The organism is Bradyrhizobium sp. 1200_D9_N1_1 (assembly GCF_052075915.1).
In the GTDB taxonomy this organism is placed as follows: domain Bacteria; phylum Pseudomonadota; class Alphaproteobacteria; order Rhizobiales; family Xanthobacteraceae; genus Bradyrhizobium; species Bradyrhizobium diazoefficiens.
This window is the reverse complement of record NZ_CP197226.1, coordinates 4,660,371-4,685,208: the sequence shown is the minus strand read 5'-3', so window position 1 is coordinate 4,685,208 and position 24,838 is coordinate 4,660,371. Positions and strand designations below refer to the sequence as shown.

At 64.1% G+C, this 24,838-nt stretch carries 22 protein-coding genes; 4 read left to right on the top strand and 18 right to left on the bottom strand.

Annotated elements, in window-relative coordinates; all coding sequences use genetic code 11:
* Positions 1-176: 176 nt before the first annotated feature.
* The 14 genes from AB5K84_RS22545 to AB5K84_RS22480 all read right to left on the bottom strand — a co-directional run bounded on the left by AB5K84_RS22545 (position 177) and on the right by AB5K84_RS22480 (position 14,506).
* Positions 177-1,418 (bottom strand): threonine synthase, encoded by a 1,242-nt coding sequence (locus AB5K84_RS22545; protein WP_038967232.1) that lies wholly within the window; start codon positions 1,416-1,418, stop codon positions 177-179.
* A 229-nt stretch (positions 1,419-1,647) separates the two neighbouring features.
* Positions 1,648-3,069: a dihydrolipoyl dehydrogenase gene (gene lpdA, locus AB5K84_RS22540; protein ID WP_441232642.1), complete on the bottom strand. Its 1,422-nt coding sequence runs from the start codon at positions 3,067-3,069 to the stop codon at positions 1,648-1,650.
* 17 nt (positions 3,070-3,086) lie between these two features.
* On the bottom strand, positions 3,087-3,320 hold the full coding sequence (locus tag AB5K84_RS22535) for a hypothetical protein (protein WP_028171820.1): 234 nt from the start codon (positions 3,318-3,320) through the stop codon (positions 3,087-3,089).
* A gap of 8 nt (positions 3,321-3,328) precedes the next feature.
* Positions 3,329-4,684 (bottom strand): pyruvate dehydrogenase complex dihydrolipoamide acetyltransferase, encoded by a 1,356-nt coding sequence (locus tag AB5K84_RS22530; RefSeq protein ID WP_011087547.1) that lies wholly within the window; start codon positions 4,682-4,684, stop codon positions 3,329-3,331.
* 62 nt (positions 4,685-4,746) lie between these two features.
* Positions 4,747-5,199, bottom strand: coding sequence for a nucleoside deaminase (locus AB5K84_RS22525; protein WP_011087548.1), 453 nt, complete (start codon positions 5,197-5,199; stop codon positions 4,747-4,749).
* 2 nt (positions 5,200-5,201) lie between these two features.
* Entirely contained in the window at positions 5,202-5,504 is a 303-nt protein-coding gene (locus tag AB5K84_RS22520; RefSeq protein ID WP_011087549.1) for a DUF5076 domain-containing protein, read from the bottom strand.
* Between the two features lie 3 nt (positions 5,505-5,507).
* Positions 5,508-6,899, bottom strand: coding sequence for a pyruvate dehydrogenase complex E1 component subunit beta (locus AB5K84_RS22515; protein ID WP_011087550.1), 1,392 nt, complete (start codon positions 6,897-6,899; stop codon positions 5,508-5,510).
* A 29-nt stretch (positions 6,900-6,928) separates the two neighbouring features.
* Entirely contained in the window at positions 6,929-7,951 is a 1,023-nt protein-coding gene (pdhA, locus tag AB5K84_RS22510; RefSeq protein WP_011087551.1) for a pyruvate dehydrogenase (acetyl-transferring) E1 component subunit alpha, read from the bottom strand.
* 226 nt (positions 7,952-8,177) lie between these two features.
* Entirely contained in the window at positions 8,178-9,695 is a 1,518-nt protein-coding gene (adh, locus tag AB5K84_RS22505; protein WP_011087552.1) for an aldehyde dehydrogenase, read from the bottom strand.
* Positions 9,696-9,975: 280 nt separating this feature from the next.
* Positions 9,976-10,935: a helix-turn-helix domain-containing protein gene (locus tag AB5K84_RS22500; RefSeq protein WP_038967230.1), complete on the bottom strand. Its 960-nt coding sequence runs from the start codon at positions 10,933-10,935 to the stop codon at positions 9,976-9,978.
* Positions 10,936-11,143: 208 nt separating this feature from the next.
* Positions 11,144-11,461 carry an FtsB family cell division protein gene (locus AB5K84_RS22495; protein WP_011087554.1) on the bottom strand — a complete coding sequence of 106 codons (318 nt, stop codon included), beginning with the start codon at positions 11,459-11,461 and terminating at the stop codon, positions 11,144-11,146.
* A gap of 145 nt (positions 11,462-11,606) precedes the next feature.
* Positions 11,607-12,158 (bottom strand): NADPH-dependent FMN reductase, encoded by a 552-nt coding sequence (locus AB5K84_RS22490; RefSeq protein ID WP_011087555.1) that lies wholly within the window; start codon positions 12,156-12,158, stop codon positions 11,607-11,609.
* A 172-nt stretch (positions 12,159-12,330) separates the two neighbouring features.
* Entirely contained in the window at positions 12,331-13,329 is a 999-nt protein-coding gene (locus tag AB5K84_RS22485) for an MBL fold metallo-hydrolase (protein WP_011087556.1), read from the bottom strand.
* Positions 13,330-13,438: 109 nt separating this feature from the next.
* On the bottom strand, positions 13,439-14,506 hold the full coding sequence (locus AB5K84_RS22480; RefSeq protein ID WP_441232641.1) for an AraC family transcriptional regulator: 1,068 nt from the start codon (positions 14,504-14,506) through the stop codon (positions 13,439-13,441).
* A gap of 9 nt (positions 14,507-14,515) precedes the next feature.
* Between AB5K84_RS22480 and AB5K84_RS22475 the strand changes: the two genes are divergently transcribed.
* Complete coding sequence (locus AB5K84_RS22475) at positions 14,516-15,253, top strand: SDR family oxidoreductase (protein ID WP_011087558.1); 738 nt, start codon at positions 14,516-14,518, stop codon at positions 15,251-15,253.
* A 29-nt stretch (positions 15,254-15,282) separates the two neighbouring features.
* Here the strand turns inward: AB5K84_RS22475 and AB5K84_RS22470 are convergent, their stop codons facing one another.
* From AB5K84_RS22470 to eno, 4 genes are all read right to left on the bottom strand, one after another.
* Positions 15,283-16,419: a zinc-binding dehydrogenase gene (locus AB5K84_RS22470; protein ID WP_011087559.1), complete on the bottom strand. Its 1,137-nt coding sequence runs from the start codon at positions 16,417-16,419 to the stop codon at positions 15,283-15,285.
* A 154-nt stretch (positions 16,420-16,573) separates the two neighbouring features.
* A complete protein-coding gene (locus AB5K84_RS22465) occupies positions 16,574-17,329 on the bottom strand; it encodes a hypothetical protein (protein WP_011087560.1) in 756 nt (251 codons plus the stop codon).
* 90 nt (positions 17,330-17,419) lie between these two features.
* On the bottom strand, positions 17,420-20,860 hold the full coding sequence (locus AB5K84_RS22460; protein ID WP_011087561.1) for a hypothetical protein: 3,441 nt from the start codon (positions 20,858-20,860) through the stop codon (positions 17,420-17,422).
* A gap of 208 nt (positions 20,861-21,068) precedes the next feature.
* Complete coding sequence (gene eno, locus AB5K84_RS22455; RefSeq protein WP_011087562.1) at positions 21,069-22,352, bottom strand: phosphopyruvate hydratase; 1,284 nt, start codon at positions 22,350-22,352, stop codon at positions 21,069-21,071.
* A gap of 177 nt (positions 22,353-22,529) precedes the next feature.
* On the opposite strand from eno, the gene AB5K84_RS22450 reads away from it, so the two are divergent.
* Genes AB5K84_RS22450 through AB5K84_RS22440 form a run of 3 tightly spaced genes read left to right on the top strand, consistent with a single transcriptional unit; the run spans position 22,530 to position 24,837 of the window.
* Complete coding sequence (locus AB5K84_RS22450) at positions 22,530-23,507, top strand: hydrolase (protein WP_011087563.1); 978 nt, start codon at positions 22,530-22,532, stop codon at positions 23,505-23,507.
* 51 nt (positions 23,508-23,558) lie between these two features.
* Complete coding sequence (gene queF, locus AB5K84_RS22445) at positions 23,559-24,011, top strand: preQ(1) synthase (protein ID WP_038967228.1); 453 nt, start codon at positions 23,559-23,561, stop codon at positions 24,009-24,011.
* A gap of 16 nt (positions 24,012-24,027) precedes the next feature.
* On the top strand, positions 24,028-24,837 hold the full coding sequence (locus AB5K84_RS22440) for a substrate-binding domain-containing protein (RefSeq protein ID WP_011087565.1): 810 nt from the start codon (positions 24,028-24,030) through the stop codon (positions 24,835-24,837).
* Position 24,838 lies beyond the last annotated feature (1 nt).

Sequence of the window (24,838 nt, the reverse complement as noted above, 5' to 3'; positions counted from 1 at the left end):
TCTTTACCTCGCCCCGCTTGCGGGGATAGGTCGAATTGCGAAGCAAATGGGTCAGCGGGAGCCTCCGCGAGCCCATCTGCCACCGTGTTCGCGCGGAAGCAGGCCTCTCACCCCAACCCTCCCAGCGCGAGCGAAGCTCGTCGCGCCCCCGTAAGAACGGGGAGAGGGAGAGATTTCTAGAACTGCGAGAAATCGATCGGCTTATGACGATCGAGCGTGCGGGTGACCGGCGGCAGCGGGTATTTCAGGCCGGTCGCGCAGTTGAACAACATCACGCGGTCGGTCTTGCTGACGCGGCCGTCGGCAAGGCTTTCCTTGTAAGCGGCGTAGGTCGCGGCGCCCTCGGGGCACAACAAAAGCCCCTCCTCGCGCGCGACCTCGTTCAGCGCCGCCGAGATCTTGTCGTCGTCGACCGCGATGGCAAAGCCTTTGCTCTCGCGCACCGCGCGCAGGATCAGGAAATCGCCGATCGCCTGCGGCACGCGGATGCCGGACGCGATTGTGTGGGCGTCCTCCCAGCGCGTCGCATGCTCGGTGCCGGCATCGAAGGCGCGCACCATCGGCGCGCACCCGGAGGCTTGCACCGCGACCATGCGCGGGCGCTTCGAACCGATGAAGCCGATCTTCTCGAGCTCGTCAAAGGCCTTCCACATGCCGATCAGGCCAGTGCCGCCGCCAGTCGGATAGAAGATCACGTCGGGCACGTCCCAGCCGAGCTGTTCGGCGAGCTCGAGGCCCATCGTCTTCTTGCCTTCGATACGGTACGGCTCCTTCAAGGTGGAGGTGTCGAACCAGCCGACCTTCGCGTTGCCCTCGCCGACGATCTTGCCGCAATCGTCGATATAGCCGTTGACGCGGTAGACGGTCGCGCCCTGCAGCTCGATCTCGCTGACGTTCACCTCGGGCGTATCGGCCGGGCAGAAGATCGTGGTCTTGATGCCGCAGGACGTCGCGTAAGCCGCGAGCGCCGCACCGGCATTGCCGTTGGTCGGCATCGCCATGTGCTTGATGCCGAGCGCCTTGCCCATCGACACCGCCATCACGAGGCCACGCGCCTTGAACGAGCCGGTCGGCAGGCGCCCCTCGTCCTTCACGATGATCTCGCCGCCGCCGAGCTTTTTCCCGAGCTTCGGCAGCCGGATCAGCGGCGTCGTGACTTCGCCGAGCGAGACGATGTCCTTGCATTTGCGCACCGGCAGCAGCTCGCGGTAGCGCCACATGTCGGCGGGGCGTTCCTTGAGCGCATCCTTGGTCAGCGCCTTCCTCACGCCGGCGAGGTCGTAGCGCACCAAGAGCGGCTTGCCGGCCTTGGAGAGATTGTGGACCTGGTCGGCGGCATAATGATCGCCTTCCATCGCGCATTCGAGATGGGTGACAAAGGTCGGGCGTTCGATGGTGAGGTTGTCGTTGTCGTGCATGGGTTGGCCCTCTTCTTGTTCTGTTCCGTTCATTACGTGATCCGTCACCTTGAGGCGCGAGCCATGCGGCGCATCGCGCCGTATGGTGAGCCTCGAAGGGCGACGAGACCGGCTGCATCTCGGCCGCTCATCCTTCGAGGCTCGGCCAACGGTGCTCCGCACCGCCGACCTCACACCTCAGGATGACGGGACTGCTCAGAGCGCCCCCGACGCCGCAGTCCCCCTTCCCTCAAATATTCAACACTCGCCCATAAGCATCCAGCACGGCTTCCTTCATCATCTCCGACAGCGTCGGATGCGGGAACACGGTGTGCATCAGCTCTTCTTCCGTCGTCTCCAGATTCATGGCGACGACATAGCCCTGGATCAGCTCGGTGACCTCCGCGCCGACCATGTGGGCGCCGAGGAGCTGACCGGTCTTCTTGTCGAAGATCACCTTGACCAGGCCCTGGTCCTCGCCCAGCGCAATCGCCTTGCCGTTGCCGACGAAGGGGAAGCGGCCGACGCGGATCTCGCGGCCGTTCTCCTTGGCCTTGGCTTCGGTGAGGCCGACCGAGGCGACCTGCGGCTGGCAATAGGTGCAGCCCGGGATCAGGTTCTTGTCCATGGGATGCGGATGCAGGCCCTTGATCGCCTCGACGCAGATCACGCCTTCATGCTCGGCCTTGTGCGCCAGCATCGGGGGGCCCGCGACGTCGCCAATGGCGTAGATGCCGGGGACGTTGGTCTTGCCGTAACCGTCGATCACGATGCAGCCGCGATCGGTTTTGACACCGAGCTTTTCGAGGCCGAGGCTCTCGATGTTGCCAACGACGCCGACCGCCGAGATCACGCGCTCGAACTCGGTGGTCACAGGCTTGCCCTTGCCGTCGTCGATGGTGGCGACGACGCTGTCGGCCTTCTTCTCGAGCTTCGTCACCTTGGTCGAGGACAGGATCTTGATGCCCTGCTTTTCGAAACGCTTGCGCGCAAGGCCGGCGATCTCGGCGTCCTCGACCGGCAGGATCTGCGGCAGCACCTCGACCACGGTGACGTCAGAGCCCATGGTGTGGAAGAACGAGGCGAATTCGATGCCGATCGCGCCGGAGCCGACGACCAGCAGCGACTTCGGCATCCGCTCCGGCACCATCGCCTCGAAATAGGTCCAGATCAGCTTCTTGTCGGGCTCGAGCCCCGGCAGCACGCGCGGCCGCGCGCCGGTCGCGACGATGATGTGCTTGGCCTGGTAGGTCCCCTCGCCCAGCGCGCCCTTCGGCGCTTCGACGTCGGACTTCTTCACGGTGACCTTGCCGGGCGCGTCGATCGAGGCAGCGCCCCAGATTACGGTCACCTTTTTCTTCTTCATCAGGAAGCCGACGCCGTCATTCAGCCGCTTCGAGACGCCACGCGAACGCTGCACCACAGCCTTCGGGTCGAACGAGACCTTCTCGGCCGACAGGCCGTAATCCTTGGCGTGCTGCATGTAGTGATAGATCTCGGCGGAGCGCAGCAGCGCCTTGGTCGGGATGCAGCCCCAGTTCAGGCAGATGCCGCCGAGGTAGGACTTTTCGACGATCGCGACCTTGAAGCCGAGCTGGGCGGCGCGGATCGCGGTGACATAGCCGCCGGGACCGGAGCCGATGATGATGATGTCGAAGGATGTATCGGCCATGGCGGCTCCCGTTCAACTCAAGCGGTCGTTGCGCCGCGGGCGCGGCGATTGAGGATGTAAGTTCTGATCAGCCATTCCGCGAGGATGACCGCCGCCATGACGGCGATGATCACCAGCGCAATGGGTCTCCAGATGTCGCGCGACAGTCTCTCTCCGGCAAAGAAGGCAGATTCAATGATGTCGCGGCCGATCGGGCTGAGCGTCAACACCAGCGAGATCACCATTGAGATCCAGGGCCAGCGCGTCCGCATGCGCCATCTCAGACCATCATCATGACCGGATTTTCGATGAGCTGCTTGAACGCGCCGATCAGCTCGGCGCCGAGCGCGCCGTCGATGGCGCGGTGATCGCACGACAAGGTCACGCTCATCATGTGCGCGATCTCGATCTTGCCATTCCGCACCACGGGCCGTTCTTCGCTGGTGCCGACCGCGAGGATGGTGGCATGCGGCGGGTTGATCACGGCGGTGAAGTGGCTGATGCCGTACATGCCGAGGTTGGACACGGCGGTGGTGCCGCCCTGGTATTCCTCGGGCTTGAGCTTGCGCGAGCGGGCGCGCGCGGCAAAGTCCTTCATCTCGTTGGAGATGGTGGAGAGCGTCTTGGTCTCCGCTTTCCGGATGATCGGCGTGATCAGGCCACCGGGCATCGCCACGGCAACGCCGACGTCGGAATGGTGATGCTTGACCATGCCGCTTTCGGTCCAGCTCACATTGCAGTTCGGGATCTTCTGGAGCGCGACCGCCATCGCCTTGATGACGAAGTCGTTGACCGAGATCTTGTAGAGCGGCTTCTTCTCCTTGTCCTTGGGAGCCGCCGCATTGATCTCCTCGCGCGCGGCGAGCAGCTTGCCGATGTCGCAGTCGATGGTGAGGTAGAAATGCGGGACGTTCTGGATCGACGCAGTCAGGCGCTGCGCGATCGTGCGGCGCATGCCGTCGTGCGGGACGATGTCGTAGGAGCCGGGCTCGAACAGCGACAGGATCTGCTTGTCCGACATGGTCGGCGCGATCGAGGGCGCGGATGACGGCGCCGCGGCGGGCGCCTTGAGGCCCTTGCCGGACTTGGCCTGCTCGACGTCGCGGGCGACGACGCGGCCGTGCGGGCCGGTGCCTGTCACCATCGACACGTCGATGCCGGCGTCCTTGGCCAGACGTCGCGCCAGCGGCGATGAGAACACGCGGCCGCCATGGCCGTTGCTCTGAGCAGCCGGTGCGGCAGCCTGCGGCGCGGGTGCGGCGGCGGGCGGCGGTGCAGCCTTGGGCGCAGCAGGTGCTGTCGCGGGAGCTGGCGCAGCAGCGGGAGCATCCGTGGCTTTCGGCGGCGCGGCGGAGGCGCTGGGCTTGGCGGCACCAGCGGCCTTCACATCCTCGCCCTCACCGGCCAGCACGGCGATGACGTCGTTGACCGGGACGTCCTGCGTGCCTTCGGGCACCAGGATCTTGGCGATCGTGCCCTCGTCGATGGCCTCGACCTCCATGGTCGCCTTGTCGGTCTCGATCTCGGCGATGACATCGCCGGATTTGACCTTGTCGCCTTCCTTCTTCAGCCACTTGGCGAGGTTGCCCTTCTCCATCGTCGGCGAGAGAGCGGGCATCAGGATGTTGATGGGCATGCTGACCTCAAGAAGAACTTTGCAAAACGTCGTCTCCGACAGCGAAGACGAACAGACCAGGTTTAGTTGCCGATGTCGCCCTGCCAGAGGCGCTCATTGGCAGGGATGGAACGCCAATTCTTCATCATGGTGATGGAGCGGTCGTCGGCAAGGTCGATCCAGGGGATGCCGAACTTGTCGAGGATGTCCTTGGAGCCCGGAAAGGTGACGGATTCCCCGATCACCACCAGCTTCACCTTGAACAATGCGAGCGCGCCGGCACACATCGAGCATGGCGACAGCGTGGTGTACATGATGGTGTCGTGGAATGTGATCGCGCCGGCCTCGCGCAGGCAGCTCATCTCGCCGTGCAGGATCACGTTGTTCTCCTGCACGCGGTTGTTGTGACCGCGGGCGATGATCTGGTTGTCGCGCGTCAGCACGGCGCCGATCGGCAGGCCGCCCTGCGCGATCGAGGCCTCCGCTTCGCGGATCGCCTCCAGCATGAAATCGAAGTGATAGGATTCGATCGCCACTGTCAGTGCCCCTTCCCGCGCGGCGTCGTGGTGCCGGTGTCCGTGGGACGCTCGATCTCGGCCTGGAACATCTCGAGGATCCGGCTCAACGCGTCCTCCTCGGTATATTCGCTCTCGCGCGCATAGGCGCGCGCGGCGTGACGGGCAAGATCGACGAGCAAGAGGCCCCACATGTCGGGTTCCTCGAAGGCGCGCTGGAACGCCATCGACAGCCCGCCGTCCAGCACGAACACGCGCAGGATCTCGACCGCGTCCTCGCGGGTCACGACGTCGGGTGGCAGTGGCTGCTCCTTCGGGCCCGCCATGGTCTACCTGTAGCAGACGGCTTTGGCGGCCTCGACGACTTCCGCCGCCGACGGCAGCGCGAGCTTCTCCAGATTCGCGGCATAGGGCATCGGCACGTCCTTGCCGGAGACGCGCGCAACAGGCGCGTCCAGATAGTCGAAGGCGTTCTCCATGATCCGTGCGGCGATCTCGGCGCCGACGCCGCTCTGGGCCCAGCCCTCTTCCACCGTGACGGCGCGCCCCGTCTTCTTGACCGAGTTGACGATGGTCTCGGTGTCCATCGGGCGCAGCGTGCGCAGGTCGATCACCTCGGCCTCGATGCCGTCCTTGGCGAGCTCGTCGGCGGCCTTGAGCGCATAGGTCATGCCGTTCGACCAGGAGATGATTGTGACGTGGCTTCCGGAGCGCACGATGCGCGCCTTGCCGATCGGGATCACGAAGTCGTCGAGCTTTGGCACTTCGCCGGTGTGGCCGTAGAGCACCTCGTTCTCGAGGAAGATCACCGGATTGGGATCGCGGATCGCGGCCTTGAGCAGGCCCTTGTAATCCGCAGCCGAGAACGGCGCGACGACCTTGAGACCCGGAACGTTCGAATACCAGGATGAATAGTCCTGGCTGTGCTGCGCGGCGACGCGCGCGGCGGCGCCGTTCGGGCCGCGGAACACGATCGAGCACCCCATCTGGCCGCCGGACATATAGAGCGTCTTGGCAGCGGAGTTGATGATCTGGTCGATCGCCTGCATCGCGAAGTTGAAGGTCATGAACTCGACGACCGGCTTCAGCCCGGTCATCGCGGCGCCGACGCCGATGCCGGCAAAGCCGTGCTCGGTGATCGGCGTGTCGATCACGCGCTTGGCGCCGAATTCCTGGAGCAGGCCCTGGGTGACCTTGTAGGCGCCCTGATACTCGGCAACCTCTTCGCCCATCACGAAGACGTCGGCGTCGCGGCGCATCTCTTCGGCCATGGCATCGCGCAGCGCTTCGCGGATGGTCTGCGTCACCATCTCGGTGCCCGCGGGCACTTCCGGATCGGGCTCGGCGGCGGCTTGCGGTGCGGACGGCGCAGCCCTGGGCGCGGGTGCCTCGGCCTTTGCGGCGGCAGGGGCTGCGGATTCGGCGGCCTTCGGCTGCGGGGCCGGCGCGGGCGCCTTTGCGAGATCAGCGGCGCTCTCACCGTCGGCAAGAATCGTCGCGATCGGCGTGTTGACGGCGACGTCGGCGGTGCCTTCGGGGATCAGGATCTTGCCGAGCGTGCCCTCGTCGGTCGCCTCGACCTCCATGGTCGCCTTGTCGGTCTCGATCTCGGCGATGACATCGCCGGACTTGATGGCCTCACCCTCTTTTTTCAGCCATTTGGCGAGGTTGCCCTTTTCCATCGTGGGCGACAACGCGGGCATCAGCACTTGAATTGGCATATCGGCTCCAAAAGAAAGCTTGCGCGCGTTCAGCGGTAAACGTCGGTCCAGAGCTCGGCGGCATCCGGCTCGGGATCATGCTGGGCAAAGTCGGCAGACGCGTTGACGATATCGCGCACCTCGGCGTCGATCGCCTTGAGATCGGCCTCGCTGACCTTGGCGGTCAACAGGCGGTTGCGCACCTGCTCGATCGGGTCCTGATCGTGGCGGACCTTCTCGACCTCCTCGCGCGTGCGGTATTTTGCAGGGTCGGACATCGAGTGGCCGCGATAGCGGTAGGTCTGCATTTCCAGGATCATCGGCCCCTTGCCGGCGCGGCACCAGGCGGCGGCCTCGTCGCCCGCAGCCTTCACCGCACGGACGTCCATGCCGTCGACTTGCAGGCCGGGGATGTTGAAGGACGCGCCGCGCTTGGAGAAGTCCTGCTGCGCGGAAGCGCGCGAGACCGCGGTGCCCATGGCGTAGCGGTTGTTCTCGATGACATAGATCACCGGCAGCTTCCAGAGCTCCGCCATGTTGAAGCTCTCATAGACCTGGCCCTGGTTGGCCGCGCCGTCGCCGAAATAGGTGACGCTGACATTGCCGTTGCCGCGATAGTTGTTGGCGAAGGCCAGACCCGTGCCGAGCGAGACCTGGGCACCGACAATGCCGTGGCCGCCGTAAAAGTGCTTCTCCTTGCTGAACATGTGCATGGAGCCGCCCTTGCCCTTGGAATAGCCGCCGCGGCGTCCCGTGAGCTCGGCCATGACGCCGTTGGCGTCCATGCCGGTCGCGAGCATGTGACCGTGGTCGCGATAGCCGGTGATGACCTGATCGCCCTCCTTGAGAGCCATCTGCATGCCGACCACCACGGCCTCCTGGCCGATATAGAGGTGGCAGAAGCCGCCGATCGCGCCCATGCCGTAGAGCTGGCCGGCCTTTTCCTCGAACCTGCGGATCAGGAGCATGTCGCGGAGCGCCTTGAGCTCCTGCTCCCTGGTGAATTCCGGGGGCGAACCGCCGTTGGTCTTGTCCTGTGGAGCGCTTGCGGCGGCTTTCTTGGGTGCGGCCATGGGAATTCCGGGTCAGAGAAAACTTTCGTCCTCTCTAACCCAAGTCAAACACCCTTGGAAAGCACCGCGGCGGCATGACACGACATTCATTATGCCGCACTGCAACGTGATCGAAATATTGGAAAATCTTTGGCGCTGATCAGGCAACAAATCTAACGCCGTGCGGGCCAGGTCCCGTTTACCGGAACGAGCGGCGCCAGAACGGCGCCGCCCGCTCCTGTTCCGATCAGAAGAAGCCGAGCTTCTTCGGGCTGTAGCTGACCAGGAGATTCTTGGTCTGCTGGTAGTGATCGAGCATCATCTTGTGGGTCTCGCGGCCGACGCCCGACTGCTTGTAGCCGCCGAACGCCGCATGCGCGGGATAGGCATGGTAGCAATTGGTCCAGACCCGGCCGGCCTGGATCGCCCGGCCGAAGCGGTAGCAGCGGTTGGCATCGCGGCTCCAGACACCGGCGCCGAGACCGTAGAGCGTGTCGTTGGCGATCGCGAGCGCTTCGTCGTCGGTCTTGAAGGTCGTGACCGAGACGACGGGACCAAAGATCTCCTCCTGGAAGATTCGCATCTTGTTATGGCCCTCGAACACGGTCGGCTGGACGTAGAAGCCGCCGGAAAGATCGCCGCCGAGCTCGGCACGACCGCCGCCGGCCAGCACCTTGGCGCCCTCCTGCTTGCCGATGTCGATATAGGAGAGGATCTTGGCGAGCTGCTCACCCGAGGCCTGTGCACCGATCATGGTGTCGGCCGCACGCGGGTCGCCCTGCTTGATCGCGGCGACGCGCTTCAGCGCCCGCTCCATGAAGCGGTCATAGATGTCGGCGTGCACCAGCGCCCGGCTCGGACAGGTGCAGACCTCGCCCTGGTTCAGCGCGAACATGACGAAGCCTTCGATCGCCTTGTCGAAGAAGTCATCGTCCTCGGCGGTGACGTCCTTGAAGAAGATGTTCGGCGACTTGCCGCCGAGCTCCAGCGTGACCGGGATCAGGTTCTGGCTGGCATATTGCATGATCAGCCGGCCCGTCGAGGTCTCGCCGGTGAAGGCGATCTTGGCGATGCGCGGGCTCGAGGCCAGCGGCTTGCCGGCTTCGAGGCCAAAGCCGTTGACGATGTTGAGGACGCCGGGCGGCAGCAGGTCGCCGATGATCTCGGCCCAGACCATGATCGAGGCCGGGGTCTGCTCGGCGGGCTTGAGCACGACGCAATTGCCGGCGGCGAGCGCAGGCGCGAGCTTCCAGCAGGCCATCAGCAGCGGGAAGTTCCAGGGGATGATCTGGCCGACCACACCGAGCGGCTCGTGGAAATGATAGGCGATGGTATCGTGATCGATCTCGCCGATCGAGCCTTCCTGGGCGCGGACGACGCCGGCGAAATAGCGGAAGTGGTCGATGGCGAGCGGGATGTCGGCGGCGCGGGTCTCGCGGATCGGCTTGCCGTTGTCCCAGGTCTCGGCGATCGCGAGGCGCTCGAGATTCTCTTCCATGCGGTCGGCGATCTTGTTCAGGATCGCGGCGCGCTCGGCGACGCTGGTGCTCCCCCAACCGGCCTTGGCGGCATGCGCCGCGTCGAGCGCAGCTTCGACGTCCTGCGCGTCGGAGCGTGCGATCTTGCAGACGATCTGTCCGTTCACCGGCGAGGCATTGTCGAAATATTTGCCCGAGATCGGCGCGACGAACTTGCCGCCGATGAAGTTGTCGTAGCGTTCGGCGAAGGGAACTTTGGTGACGCTGAGGAATTCCACCTTGTTCATTGATCACTCCCGATGTTTGCTGTTTGCGCAATTCGTCGCTGATCGCGACTTGCGCCGACGATGATGCGGGAGGCGATTTCTGTCAGCCCTGATAGGAGCGATGGAGGAGCGGACCTGTCGCAGTTCTGCGACAGGTCCGGGGTGAGGCAGGTGCAAGATCGAGGGCTCGCGGCTTCCACATCGTCACTGCGAGCGCAGCGAAGCAATCCAGAGTCCCTCCGCGGAAAGATTCTGGATTGCTTCGCTGCGCTCGCAATGACGGCTGAAAGGACAGTGGCCCTCAGTGGTTCAGCTCGAACCGCTTGAGCTTCCTGTGCAGGGTTGCGCGGCTGACGCCGAGGGCTTTGGCGGCCGCCGAAACATTGCCGCCCGCGCGGAGCAGCGCCCGCTGCACCACCGCGCGCTGACCGCCGGCGAGGTGGTCGCGCGCCGTATCGCCGCCGAGAAGATCGGCCGCGGGCACTGGCCGCAACGCCCGGCCTGGCGCGAGCCCAAGTCCCACCCGGGCGGAGCGTGTCGCGCCGATCACGAGATCGTCCGCATCGACCGCAACGAGGCCCCCGCACTGTCCGTCCGCAGCCGGCGTCAGCACGATGCGGGCATGGGCGAAAGCCCGGCGGAACAAGTCGGCCTCGATGCGCTTTGCCGCCTCGCCTGCCGCGAGCGCAATCAGATTGGAAAACGCATCGGTCCGGTCGGCGCGGCAGGAGGAGACGTCGAGCACGCCGGCAAACGCCGCCTCGTGGTCGTAGATCGGTACGGCGGTGCAGCTCAACAGCGTGTTGCGCGTGAAGAAGTGCTGGTCGCGGTCGATCGTCAGCGGCCGCTGCTCGACGACGCAGGTGCCGATGCCATTGGTGCCCTCGCGCTCCTCGCTCCAGAGCGCGCCGGTCCACAAACCCCAGGATTGGAAGGTGGTGTCGTCCGCCGGCGTGCCGCGACGATCCACCGGTACCCCCTCGCCGTCGGCCAGCAGCACGCAGCAGCCGGCCGCGCCAACCGCTTGGTAGAGCCGGTCCATCGCGCCTCGTGCAGCGGCGAGCAGCGGTGCGATCCGCTCGCGCGCCTCGCGGAGTTCCGCGTCGGTCAGCCGCTGGGGCAGGCCCCGGCCGGAGGGGTCGAGATGATGCAGTCGGGACGAACGGCGCCAGGAGGCCACGAGCGCGGAGCGAGCCGCCTGGCCTGATGCAATAGCGGCTTCGACACGAGCCGCGTGATGCTGGGGCATTGACCCATTCATCACCGTTTCCTCCGGGTGGCAATCTACGGCGTGCCGGCGCGGCCTGATTGATCTCTGTCAATCCTGGGGAGCAGCGCGCCGCACAAGCCATGCCCCCGCCGGCGCCGCTACGTCAAGGCGGCAAGGCAACTGCGGTCTTGCGACCTTTGCAGGAGGCGGCCGGACCCGGCGCCGGCTTTCGATACCAGTTTCGAAACCCGCGCAGGCGCTAGTTCGGCGGGATCATCCGAACGAGATCGCGCGGATTGACATAGTCGAGCTGGAAACGTGCCCGCTCGTCCAGCATGTCTGGATCGATCCTCGCCGAACGCAGCAGCGAGACTCGCTGCTCGCTCCTGGCGCGCTCGCGCTTGAGCTGGGCCAGCTCGCTCGTCAGCGCGATGATCTCCTGGTCGAGTTCCTGGCGGGCGTTGAGGCCGTATTTGCCGGTATAGGCGTTGACGCCGAAATAGCCGACGATGGCAGCCGCCATCGCATAGAGGGCAAGACCGGTCAGGATCGATTTGAGGCGCGCGCGGGAGACCATCTTGGGAAGATGGGGCAGCTTGGTTAAGGGAGCGCTAATCTTGGCAAACTGTCATTCCGGGGCGATGCGCAGCATCGAACCCGGAATCTCGAGGTTCCGGGTTCGGCTCTTCGAGCCGCCCCCGGAATGACAAGGTTGTTCAGCCTCAGCCGTGATGCTTGGCCACGTGGGCCGTGAAGGCGTCGATATAGGCCTGGAGCACGGTCTTGAGCGCGTCCTTGGCGAGGTTACCCTCGGCATCGAAGGCGTCGCCAACCGCGTTCAGGTAGGTCTCGGGCTGCTGCATGATCGGGCCGGCAATGCCCGGCAGGATGTTCTGGAGCGTCTTGGCCGCGCTGACGCCGCCGAGCGGGCCCGGCGAGTTCGAGATGATGCCGACCGGCTTGCCGTTGAACGAGCTCTTGCCATAGGGGCGCGAGGCGACGTCGATGGCATTCTTGAGGACGCCCGGGATGGCGCGATTGTATTCCGGGGTGACGAACAGGACACCGTCCGATTTCTGGAGCTTTTCGCGGAAGGCCAGCCAGTCCGCGGGCGGCGCGCCCTCGAGGTCCTGGTTGAAAAAGGAGATGCCCGCCGGCGTGATGACCTCGAGCTTGAGAGAGGCCGGCGCGAGCTTGGCGAGCGCATTGGCGATCTTCAGCGAAAAACTGTCCTTGCGCAGGCTGCCGGCGATCACGACGATATTGTAGGCCATGGAGTGTCCTCAGAACTTGAGCGGGAGTGCCGGGCGGCACTTAAGCGATCCGGACCAATGGATGCAAGTGCATGAACCGGTCCGATTTGGAAACATTGAGTTTCTGAAACCGTCGTCCCAAACAATCAGGCCGCCAAGCGGCGGCCCGATCTTTCGCACAAACGTCCACCGATCAGATCGTCGGATTCCAGGCCGACGGGATCAGGCGATATTTGGCGCCGTCCTTCTCGACGTGGCCGACCGAGGGGAAGGTGAAGTGGAAGCCGATCACCGTCGCCTTCTCGGCCGCCGCCATGTCGTAGAATTTGTGGCGCGTCTGCTGCGCCAACGCGGCATCGGTGTCGAACACCACGTGCCAGTCCGGATTGCGCAGGAAGAACTCCGGAATGTTGGTGACATCGGACTGGATCAGCACCTTGGCATCGCCGGATGCAACCGCAAACGAGGTGTGGCCGGGCGTATGGCCGGGCGTCGCGATCGATGTGATGCCGGGCGCGACCTCCTTGCCCCACTCGTACTTGGTGACCTTGGATTCGAGGCCGGCGAAGGTCTTCTTCACGTTGGCGAAGTAGTTCTTCATCATCGCGTTGGACTCTGCCTTGGCGGCGTTGTCCTCGCTGGTCCAGAACTCCCAGTCCTTGCCCGGCACCATGATCTCCGCATTCGGGAACGCGAGCGCGCCGTCGGCGAGGCGAATGCCGTTGGTGTGATCGGGATGCAGATGCGAGAGCAGCACGACGTCGATGCTCTTGGAATCGACGCCGGCGGCCGCGAGGTTTTGCAGGGTGCGGCCGACCGCGCCCTTGCTGGGCTCGAGATTGGCGGCGCCGTTGCCGGCATCGATCAGGACGAGCTTGGAGCCGGTGTTGATGAGCTGCGGATTGAACGGCACCGTGACCATGCCCTTCGGCATGTAGGCCGCCTCGCCGGCCGCGAGCGCCTCGTCCTTGGGCGCGTTGACGACGAACTTGTCCGGCATCGGGAAGGTGCGCGCGCCGTCGTTGATCGAGGTACACTCAAGGCTGCCGACCTTGTAGCGGTAGAAGCCCGGCGCCTGCGTCCCGCTTGGCGGCACTGAGGCACGAGCAGTGATCGGTCCGAGCCCGGTAACGGCAGCCGCGCCCACAGCGGCCGCGCCCGCCAGCAAGTGGCGGCGATTCAGATCAGTCATGGAAGTGTCCCCTTCTTTGCTTGCGGTTGTCCCGCTTTCAATAGCGGCGGAATAATCCCCCGCTTCGCTCAGAAGGCAAGACCTTCCTTCGGTGAGGTGCCGTCGCAGATCACGATAATTTATTTGGGGCGTTGGGGAATTTTTCGCCCGTGGCCTGTCCACGCCAGTACCGCTTCGGTGCACGGCCGTAGACTCGTTTGAAGGCATGTCCGAACGCGCTCTCCGACGAGTATCCCAGCTGTGCGGCGGTTGCCGAAACGGTCGCTCCACGTCGTAGCTGATCGCGTGCAAGCCGCATGCGCCATCGAAGAGGGTAGTCGAGCGGCGCCTGCCCCACCAGCGACTTAAACCGCTTAGAAAACGCGGATCGCGACATGGCGATCGCGTCGGCCAATGCTTCCAGGGTCCAGGGGTGAGCGGCGTTTTCGTGCATCAGCCTGATTGCCTTGCCGATCCTGGCATCGACCAGCGCGTTGATCCATCCCAAACCCTCGCCGGCACTCTGATCCAGCGCCGCGCGGAGCACCTGGACGAGCAGGACGTCGGCAAGCCTGTCGGTGAGTACGGCCGCTCCGATTCCCGTCCCCCTGATTTCAAGGTCGAGAATCCCGAGCGTGGAATGAATGATGGGGGCCGACGGGCTGCGCGACGGTATGAGCAGAAAGCGAGGAAGCGCATCGAGCAGCAATCCGGCGTCCGACGCTTCGAAACCGAAACTGCCGGCAAGCAGAACGGTATCGCTGCCCGCGTGACGCGCGACATCCGACTGCTTCCAATCGAACGCCGCTATGCCGTCTTCGGGAGCAAGGCGTTGGTCGTTGGCCAGAACATAGGCTGGTGCATTGGCCAGAAGAAAGCAGTCGCCGGTGACAAGCCGATGATGGGCTTCGTCACCGAAATCGATCCAGCAATCACCTCGGATGACCGCGCCGAACTTCAGGGCGGATTTGGCCGGGAACCGATACGACCAATTGCCGCCCGCCTCGAACCTCGTGCAACGCGCAGCGCGAACGTTCAGGAGCGAGAAGACCTGAGACAGCGGGTCCGAGGTGTTGCCCGAGGTCTCGTGCCTATCCGGGGGTGTGTCCAAAGCTTGATCCGATCTCGACGATTTTCGAGCACTTCGAGCATAGATCATCCTCGCTTTCGATGCGAAGTTCATCGCAACGAATTGCATGGAACATCTATGACGGGCATCGCAGGCAAAGTCATCGCCATCACGGGCGCCAGCAGCGGAATAGGCGCAGCCGCCGCCCGGCATCTCGCGGAACGTGGCGCCATCGTGGTCCTCGGCGCACGGCGCGCCGACCGGCTGGAGATGCTGGCCGCGAGCATCGCGTCAAAGGGCGGAAAGGCGTCGTACCTCGTCACCGACGTCAGGCAACGCGAGGATGTCGCCGGGCTCGTCGGACTGGCAACGGATCGATACGGGAAGCTGGACGTCCTGATCAACAATGCGGGGATTGCCCCGATTTCGCTCCTGGACGATCTGAGGGTCGACGACTGGGACGACATGATCGACGTGAACGTGAAGGGCGTGCTCTACGGGATCGCCGCGGCCCTGCCCGTGTTCCGTCGTCAGGGCTTCGGCCATTTCGTCAACACCCTGTCGACCGCCGGCCTCAAGATCGTTCCGACAATGGCCGTCTATGCGGGGTCCAAGAATGCCGTCAGGGCGATTTCCGAAGGACTTCGTCAGGAGGTCGGCCCGTCCCTTCGCGTGACGACCATCTCACCCGGTTATGTCGACACCGAACTGCCGTCCTCCATGACGGATTCCGCGTTACGGGAGCAAGGACAGGCAAGCATGAAGGCGATGGCCATTCCGGCGAGCGCAATCGCGGAGGCGATGGCCTTCGCGATAGCGCAGCCGGATAGCGTGGACGTCGGCGAGATCGTTATTCGCCCCACGGCTCAGGCATAAATTCGATCAGGCCTGGACGCCATCGCTCGTCACGACTTATTCGGGTTGATGAGGAATTTTTCGCCGGTGGCCCGTTTGGCGTAGACCGCGATGTTGGCGGGATCGAGCGCCTCGGGAAGCGAGACCACCTTGGTGTAGTGGCTGGCGAAGGTCGTCTTCAATTCGTTCACGACGCGCTGGCGCAGCCGTCCGATGTCGGCCGGACCGATCTTCTGGAGGAACGGGGTCAGCAGCCAACCGCCGACGCCCCAGGCCATGCCGAAGCCGCGCGGCAGTTCGATCGGGCGGATATCGAGCGCGCCGTAGACATAGACCTGCTTGTGCACGCTGGAGCCGTAGCGGCTGTATTCCTTGGCGGTCTTGTTGATCGCGATTTCCATGCAGTTGAGGATGTCGCCGGCAAGCTTGCCGCCGCCGATGGCGTCGAAGGCAATTGTGGCGCCGGTCTCGACCAGCGCGGCCGTGAGATCGTCGAGGAAGCTCGGCACGCTGGAATCGACGACGTATTTGGCACCGATCTTGTTCAGGATCTCCGCCTGCTCCTTGCTGCGCACGATGTTGACGAGCGGAATGCCGTCCTTGATGCAGATCTTGTTCAGCATCTGCCCGAGATTGGAGGCGGCAGCGGTATGCACCAGCGCCTTGTGGCCTTCGCGCCGCATCGTCTCGGTCATGCCGAGCGCGGTGAGCGGATTGACGAACCAGGACGCGCCCTCCGCCGCCGTCGTGCCGTCAGGCAATGGCTGGCAGTCCCTCGCCTTCAGGGTCCGGTATTGCGAGTACATGGCGCCGCCGATCATCGCGACCGTCTTGCCCATCAGCGCCTTCGCGGCATCCGACGAGCCGGTCTTGATGACGACGCCGGCACCTTCATTGCCGACCGGCAGGGATTGGTCGAGCCGCGCGCCCATCGCGCGCATCGCACCGTCAGGCACTTTCGCGGTGATGACGGGCGCCTGCTTTGTGCCAGAGAGCTTCGCCGTGCTCATGTCGGCCGCGCCGACGAGCAGACCGAGATCGGACGGGTTGATCGGCGCCGCCTCGACGCGGACGACCACCTCGTCCTCGGCGGGCTCGGGGGTCGGCACGTCGAGAAGCGAGATTTCCAGCTCGCCGCTCTTCTTGATCAGCGAACGCAGTTGCAGTCCGGTTTCGCCATCGCTCATGTCGATCCTCCCTTGATGCAGGAGCGTCAGCGAGGCCTTGGGCCCTCGACCAACTCATGGCCTCAGGCCCAGGCATTGCAGCGCGACGCGCCCGGATAGGCGGCCTCCTTACCAAGTTCCGGCTCGCCGCGCAGCAACTGATTGAACAGGAAGCCTAGCCGACGGGAACGGCGGATTCGCGCTGCAGGATGTGCGGCTGGCTGCGCGGATGCAGATGCTGAAGTCCGATCGGCATGTCCTGCCCCAGCGGACGGGGGCCGCCGAGATCGACATCCGTCGAATACGCAAATGCATTGGTCGGCGACAGCCCCGATACCTTGAAGCATAGCCGCGCCTCCGGCAGACCGCCGCCGTAATCCTTGGGCGGTGCATATTCAACCGAAAGCCACACGATGTTGAAGCAGGCCGGACTGAGGAGCCCGATCATCCATTCGCCGGTGAAGGCCTCTGGCGTCACGTAGGTCCAGGCGTGCGGGTTGCTGCCAAGGCTCCAAAGTCCGAAGCCGGGCAAAACCGTAGCTCCGTCGGGCCCGCCAGTGACCCTGAGGTAGAGCTGAATCCATTCGGCTCCCAGCGAGAACGTGAAGACATAGGTCTTCCCGGTCATCACGGCATTGCTGCTCATGTCGCTGATGTACAGTGGCTGGTAGATGCCGGCCTGGTAAGTGTAGCCGTAGGTCGTCGGGACCATTCCCTGGGCGCCGAACGCGGTGCCGTTTCCGGACCAGTATTGCTTGCCCGGCTTCCACGGCGGCGGAGGTTCGTTGGGCGGCCCGTAGGCAAGCGCTCCGGCCGTCACCTTCAGTCCGTTCACCGCGCCGCTGCTGATGTACGATGCGTTGTTGTCGAGGTTGAGGCCGACAGTAAGCCTGCCTTTGGTCTGCAAGGTCGGATCCGAGAGTGCGGGCATGAAAATATCCTCTGATGAAACAGCCTGGGTGAAAATCAGTTTGCGAAATTCGAGCAGTATGAGCGTCCCTCCGGACGCGCGGCCCGTGACCTAGGCCGAGCCCATCGAGACGCGCCTTGCAGTCAGCGTCGTCCCTTGCTCCGAATCGATGATCTCCTTGCCGTGGACGATCTTGGCGATTCCGGCGCTGACGTCGCTGACGATATCCACGACGCCGAGGAAAATGCGGGCATCGAGCGGATCAAGCGTGTGCTTGGCGGGCTTTGCGATCGCCGACAATGGTCCGGCGGCGCCGGCAACCCATTCCGACACCCGCGCCGTGCCTGCACTTTCCTTCTCGAAGAGCATCCATGCATTCATCGCCAAGGACAGGATGCCGCCGGCACTCAGTGCGCAAGATCCCGGGAACGAGCCGCGCGGACCATCCTTGAACTTGTGGGCGATGGCCCACAAGAACTTGAACGCGATATTGCCGAACCCGGACAGCCAGGCCGCCGAGGTGGCCTTGTTGACCGGCGTGTCGAACGCAAGCCTTGCGAACGGGCCTCCGGGCCAGGCGAGAAACTGGATCAAGGTCGGGCCGAGAATCACGACGGCCAGCGCTTGCCAGGCAGGGGGGTTGTCGAACAATCCGACATCGAGCCCGACGTCGGCGACGCACCAGACCGTCGCCTGAACGAGGCCGGACAGGATCAGCAGAACGCCGATCTCCTTCTTGCTCGACGCAACGCCCTGCTCGGCTTGTTCGAGCGAGAACGGAGAATCCTCGAAGATGATGCGATAGAGCGTGGTCGCAACGAAAGCGCAGAGCAGCGAGCCGAGGCCGACGACGGTCAGATCCTCCGAAGACCCCGGGTTGATCAGATCGTAGAGCGCCTGAATGACGAAGTTATTGATGGAGGCGCCGAACACTGCGGTGTTGAGCGCGACGAGATCCTTGGCGAAGAAGTTCAAAACGGATTGAACCAGTCCATCGAGGACGCGCAGAACGGCCAGGATCAGGTCTTTCACCTCGCCGAGGATCGTGGCGAGCAGCACCTTGCCGAACTCCGACGTGCTGGTTGCCAGCGCCCGCAAGCGTTTCATGCTTGCCTGGATGAGCTTCGCGATCTCGGTGGCGAATGTCGACTGGACCCGCGAGATGAGAGCCATCGCATCCTGCACCATCGCCGACGGGATATTGATGCCAAGGCTGATGAGGCTGCCGAACGAAACCTTGTCCATCAGCCAGTTGGCGACGCTTGCGCTGTCCTCGATGATTTCGAGAAACGTGCTCACGCCGGACGGCGCATCCATCCCGTCATCCGCATCGATCTTGCCGAGATCCTTCTCGATCCCCGCAAAGGCCTGCTTGACGGTACCTTCCATGGTCTCAAAGAAGCTGTGACTGACCTTGCCGCCGTCGGCGGCAAAGCCTGCGAGCGAAACCAGACCCTGGCTGAATATCCGCTCGAACTTCCGCTTGGTGGCCCAGATGTCCTTGCGCGCATCGCTCAACAGCCAGGCAAAGAAATTGTAGAGCCCGACGAAGAACGTCTTGACCGCGTTGAAGACGGTTTCCACGAAGCGGAACGCGCTTTCCACGGTGTCGACGATGCCGTTCCAGACGATCTTGAGCTTGTCCGCCACCGAGTTGATGGCGAGTTCGAAACCGGAGGCGATCGGCTTGATGACGTAGTCGTACACCGCATCGACCGCGGTCTCGAACGCATTGCCGATCGCCTCGATCGCGTCCTCGAAGAAGTCGAGGAGTCCAAAATCCGGACTGGTGCGCAACGCCGCGATCTCGGCGATGGCGGCGTCCGCCTCCGCATCGGTGAGAGTCTTGAAGACGGCCCGCCCGCCGGCAACGGTGAAGCGAAAGGGTTGCCGGGGCTGCGCGCGCATCGGCAGCGGCAGCCGAAGGTCGTCCCTGGCATTGATGCGCGCCCGCACCAACGCAACCGGCCCGTCATGGATGTTGGCCATCGCTTCCGTGACGGCCAGCCGGATTTGATCGGCATCGCCGGCGAACTCGCTCGGCACGAGCTGCTTGACCTGGGCTGTCGTGATGTTGCGCAGCCGTTCCTGCACATCATAATTGGGCGTCACCGCGAAATCGCCGCCGTCCATCATCAGGTCCGGCAGCCTGGCGCTCAGCCCCACGGCATTCAGCGACCGCGTCTCCGTCGTGACCCGCAGGCGGCCGGACGCATCGGTCGTGAACGTCAGGGCCCGCGCCGGACCAAGGGTCACGACCTGCCCGGCGATCGAGGCGCTCATGATCTCGGTCGATTTCAGCGCGACCTTGGCGTTGGAAAGGGTCACGCCATTCGCGTCATAGAAAGTCAGCGTCGTCGAATAGGTCTTCTGCTCGACGAGCTTGCGGGTCAGCGGCGGATACTGAATCGGCTCCTGATTCCAGCCGCCCTTGCTGCCGTCAGGCGAAGCCGGATCGTCCGGCGGACTCTGCCACATCCGCATCAGGCCCTTTGTGGGCACGTAACCAACCAGCTCCGCATCGCCCTCCGTCCCCCGCGCAGTCAGGATGTTCCTCAGGCGAAGGAAGAAGTCGAATTTGGTGTCCGACGGCGGCGTCGCGATGAATTGCAGCGAGCCGCTGTCATCGAGCGCAAACAGCGCCAATGGATTGGCGCCGGCGCTCGCAACCGCCAGAGCGGTCGCCTTGATCGTGGAATCCACGACCACGAAGCCGGCGTCCGGATTGCCACCGTCGAGATACTGGATCTGCGGCCGATCGGTCATGTCACCGGGATCGGCAATGAACACCGCCGAATTGTTGTCCGCCTGCGAACCAACGGCCAGCGAGCGGAATACGATGTTCGCCGCCAGCAATGTTGCGGTTGCCGTGAAGGGAGCCGCCACGGTGAACAGATCCAGCGCGACGGGCGTCGCCTCGGCGGTGTTCGCGAACAAGAGACAATCGATGTCCTCGACGGTGCAGCTCTCGATGATGGTCTGGTCGGTATCGGCGATGTACTGCCAGCTCGGAGCGGCCGAATCCCAGCCGATGCGCCACAGGCTGGACTGGCCGTTGGACCCCGGCGAGGGGCTGAGCAACGCGAACAGCTCGAGCTTGCCCGCGATTGCAAAGGCCGCAAGCTTGCTGGCCTGCATGAACACAGGCACCGAGCCGTCCGGTGCGATCGGCTGCGGCGCGCTCCAGCTTCCCCCGCTCTGGCGCGTCATGACATAAACATCGGGCGCCGCCGCATTCGAGCCGACGGCAAAGACCGTGAACCTGCCGCTGGCATCGATGCCGCCGACAACCTGGCTCGGCTGAAGGGTGGCATCGACCACCTCCTCGCTCCAGCCCGTATCGCTGTCAGGGTCCCGGCGCAGCGACATGATGTTGCCGGTCGCTCCGAGGTAAAGCAGGCTGTAACTGCCGTCGGCCTGTTGTATCGCCGTCAGATCCGTCTCGCCGGTCAGATCGGTGGCGTAGACGTAGTCGTCCATCAATTGACCGCTGGCCTGAACGGTAACGGTTCCATCCGTGCTGACGGCTCGGGTTGCTCGCAATCTGGTCATTTTGGCGCTCCGCGTTGGGCGAGGCAAAGCACCGGCGCTTCCGCGCCTGACGCGCGCGGAACGTCAAATTGCTAGAAAATGAAATAAAGAAAGAGCCTCACCTTTAAGGTGTATGAGCACATCACGACAACCATCCGGCGTCAACGCGCATGCGACTGAGCGTCGATCAAGCTAACGTGACGCCGGAGAATTGGCTCGGCGAGGCGCGTTAGGCCAGCGCCTTCAGTGCCGCCTTGCCGCCATAGAGCGCCTGCTTGCCGAGCTGCTGCTCGATGCGCAGGAGCTGGTTGTACTTGGCGGTGCGATCGGAACGCGCAAGGGAGCCGGTCTTGATCTGACCGCAATTGGTGGCGACCGCGAGGTCGGCGATGGTGGAATCCTCGGTCTCGCCGGAGCGGTGCGACATCACGGAGGTGTAGCCCGCCTTGTGCGCCATCTCGACGGCGGCCAGCGTCTCGGTCAGCGTGCCGATCTGGTTGACCTTGATCAGGATCGAGTTGGCCCGGCCCGCCTTGATGCCTTCGGCGAGGCGCTTGACGTTGGTGACGAACAGATCGTCGCCGACGAGCTGGCACTTCTTGCCGATGAGGTCGGTGAGCTCCTTCCAGCCGTCCATGTCGTCTTCCGACATGCCGTCCTCGATGGTCACGATCGGATAGCGCGCAACGAGGTCGGCAAGGTACTTGGCCTGCTCGGAGATCGAACGGGTCTTGCCCTCGCCTTCATAGACGTACTTGCCGTCCTTGAAGAACTCGGTCGAGGCGCAGTCGAGGCCGATCACGATGTCACTGCCCGCCTTGAAGCCGGCCTTGCCGATCGCGTTCATGACGAATTCGAGCGCGGCGTCCGCTGACGGCAGGTTCGGGGCAAAGCCGCCCTCGTCGCCGACATTGGTATTGTGGCCGGCCTTCTTCAGCTCCGACTTCAGCGTGTGGAAAACCTCCGCGCCGTAACGCAGGCCCTCGGCGAAGCTCGACGCGCCGACCGGCAGGATCATGAACTCCTGGAAGTCGATCGGGTTGTCGGCATGCACACCGCCATTGATGATGTTCATCATCGGCACCGGCAGCAGTCGCGCCGAGGTGCCGCCGACGTAACGGTAGAGCGGCATGTCGAGCGAGTTCGCAGCCGCCTTGGCGCAGGCGAGCGACACGCCGAGGATGGCATTGGCACCAAGGCGGCTCTTGTTCGGGGTGCCGTCGAGGTCGATCATGATCTGGTCGATCTGGGCCTGCTGCTCGACATCGAGGCCGCTCAAGGCCTCGAAGATCTCGCCATTGACGGCGCCGACCGCCTTGGTGACGCCCTTGCCGAGATAGCGGGCCTTGTCGCCATCGCGCAGTTCCACCGCCTCGTGGGCGCCGGTGGAGGCGCCTGATGGCACCGCGGCGCGGCCGAGCGCGCCATCTTCCAGCACGACGTCGACCTCGACGGTGGGATTGCCACGGCTGTCGAGGATTTCGCGGCCGATGATGTCGATGATGGCGGTCATGATGTTGCACTTCCGTTCGTTAGGTTTGATCGGTTCGCCGCGGGTCTTACACGGAGCGCAAGCAAATGTGAACGCTTGGACGGCGAGCTTCGACTGACGCGTGAATTCCCCAAGACTAAGCTTGAGAACACTGGGTCTGCGCGTCCATCCTCAATCCTAGACAGTCGGGGTAACGCCATGAATCGCCGCCAGTTTCTTGCTTCCAGCGCCGCCCTCCTCGCCGTTCGCCCATCTTTTGCGCAGGAGGGCCCGTTCCGGACAAAATATTTCCCCATCAATGCCGGGATCGGCCTGCACGACCTCGCGCCAGCCCCCGACGGCACGGTCTGGTTCACCGCGCAGGGCAAGGGCATGCTCGGCAGGCTCGATCCGAAGGATGGCACCTTCAAGACCGTCAGCCTTGGCCAGGGCGCCGCGCCGCACGGCGTGACGATCGGTCCCGATGGCGCGCCCTGGATCACCGAGGGCGGCCAGAACGCGATCGCGCGGGTCGATCCCGGCGATCTCAAGGTCACGCTGTTCCGCCTGCCGGAGAAATTCGCCTCCGCCAATCTCAATACCGGCGTGTTCGACAAGGACGGCACCTACTGGTTCACCGGACAGTCCGGCTATTACGGCCGGCTCAAGCCGAAGTCTGGCGAGATGGACGTGTTCCGGGCGCCCAAGGGCGTCGGCCCCTACGGCATCACCGTGACGCCCAAGGGCGACGTCTGGTACGCCTCGCTCGCCGGCAGCTATATCGCGAAGATCGATCTTGCGACCGGCAACGCCAATGTGGCCGAGCCGCCAACGCCGAGCCAGGGATCGCGGCGCGTCTGGTCGGATTCGAAGAGCCGGATCTGGGTCAGCGAATGGAACAGCGGCCATGTCTCGGTGCACGATCCCGCTGACGGTTCCTGGAAGACCTGGAAGCTGCCGGGCGAGCGCCCCCGCACCTACGCCGTCTATGTCGACGACAAGGACAAGGTCTGGCTGACCGATTTTTCCGCCAATGCCATCGTCCGCTTCGATCCCATGACCGAAAAATTCAACGTCTTCACCAGCGACAAGCCGAATGCCAATGTCCGCCAGCTCGACGGCAGGCCGGGCGAGCTCTGGGGCTGCGAGTCCGGCAACGACCGCATCGTCATGATCCAGACAATCGCGACCGGTTGACGGCAGCTTCAATTGCGTCCATCCCGGCATCCGCAAAAGGATGTGACGACGATGGCGAAAAAATCCCTCCAGCTCGGCCGCGCGGTCGAATGGCCGCACACCCCGGAAGAAGCCCAGCTCGACCGCGTGCCCAATCCGCAAAAGGGCACCGACTATCTGGTGCGCTTCACCGTGCCGGAATTCACCTCGCTGTGCCCGGTCACAGGACAACCGGATTTCGCGCATCTGATGATCGACTACGCACCCGGCCCATGGCTGCTGGAGTCGAAATCGCTGAAACTCTACATCGCGAGCTTCCGCAATCACGGCGCCTTCCACGAGGATTGCACCGTGATGATCGGCAAGCGCATCGCCTCGGAGATCAAACCGAAATGGCTCCGCATCGGCGGCTACTGGTATCCGCGCGGCGGCATCCCGATCGACGTGTTCTGGCAGACCGGCCGCGTGCCGAAGGGCCTGTGGGTGCCGGAGCAAGGCGTCGCGCCCTATCGCGGGCGGGGCTAGCTGGAGACCAACGACGATGAAATCGACATCAGACAAATTTCGCGGCCTTGTCCTGAACCTTTCCTTGGGCCTTCTGGGCGTCCTGTGGCTGACCGGCGCGTCCGACGCGGCCGAGGTCCGGGTGATGATTTCCGGCGGTCTGACAGCGGCCTATCAGGCGCTCGTGCCGGAGTTCGAGAAAGCCACCGGCAACAAGGTGCTGACCGCGTTCGGGCCTTCGATGGGCACCACCACCAATGCGATCCCGGTCCGGCTGGAGCGGGGCGAGCCGGCCGATGTCCTGATCATGGTGGGCTATGCCCTCAACGACCTCGCCAGCAAGGGCAAGGTCGTTGCCGGCAGTCAGGTCGATCTGACCAGATCGCCGATCGGGATTGCCGTCAAGTCGGGCGCGCCGAAGCCGGACATCAGCTCGGTGGAAGCCGTCAAGCGTGCGCTGCTGGCGGCGAAGACGATCGCCTATTCGGACAGCGCCAGCGGCGTCTACGTCTCGACCGAGATGTTCGACAAGCTTGGCATTGCCGATGTCATGAAGGACAAGGCGCGCAAGATTCCGGCCACGCCGGTCGGCGAGATCGTCGCGCATGGCGAGGCCGAACTGGGCTTTCAGCAGATCAGCGAATTGAAGCCGGTGAAGGGCATCGATATCGTCGGACCGCTGCCGAGCGAATTGCAGAAGATCACGATCTTCTCAGCCGGCATCGCGACCGTTTCGAAGGAGCCCGAGGCTGGCCGGGCCTTGATCAAGTTCCTCGCCTCCCCCGCTGCTCGCGACACGATCATTGCGAGCGGCATGGAGCCGATCGCTGCCGGTGGAGCGAATTAGG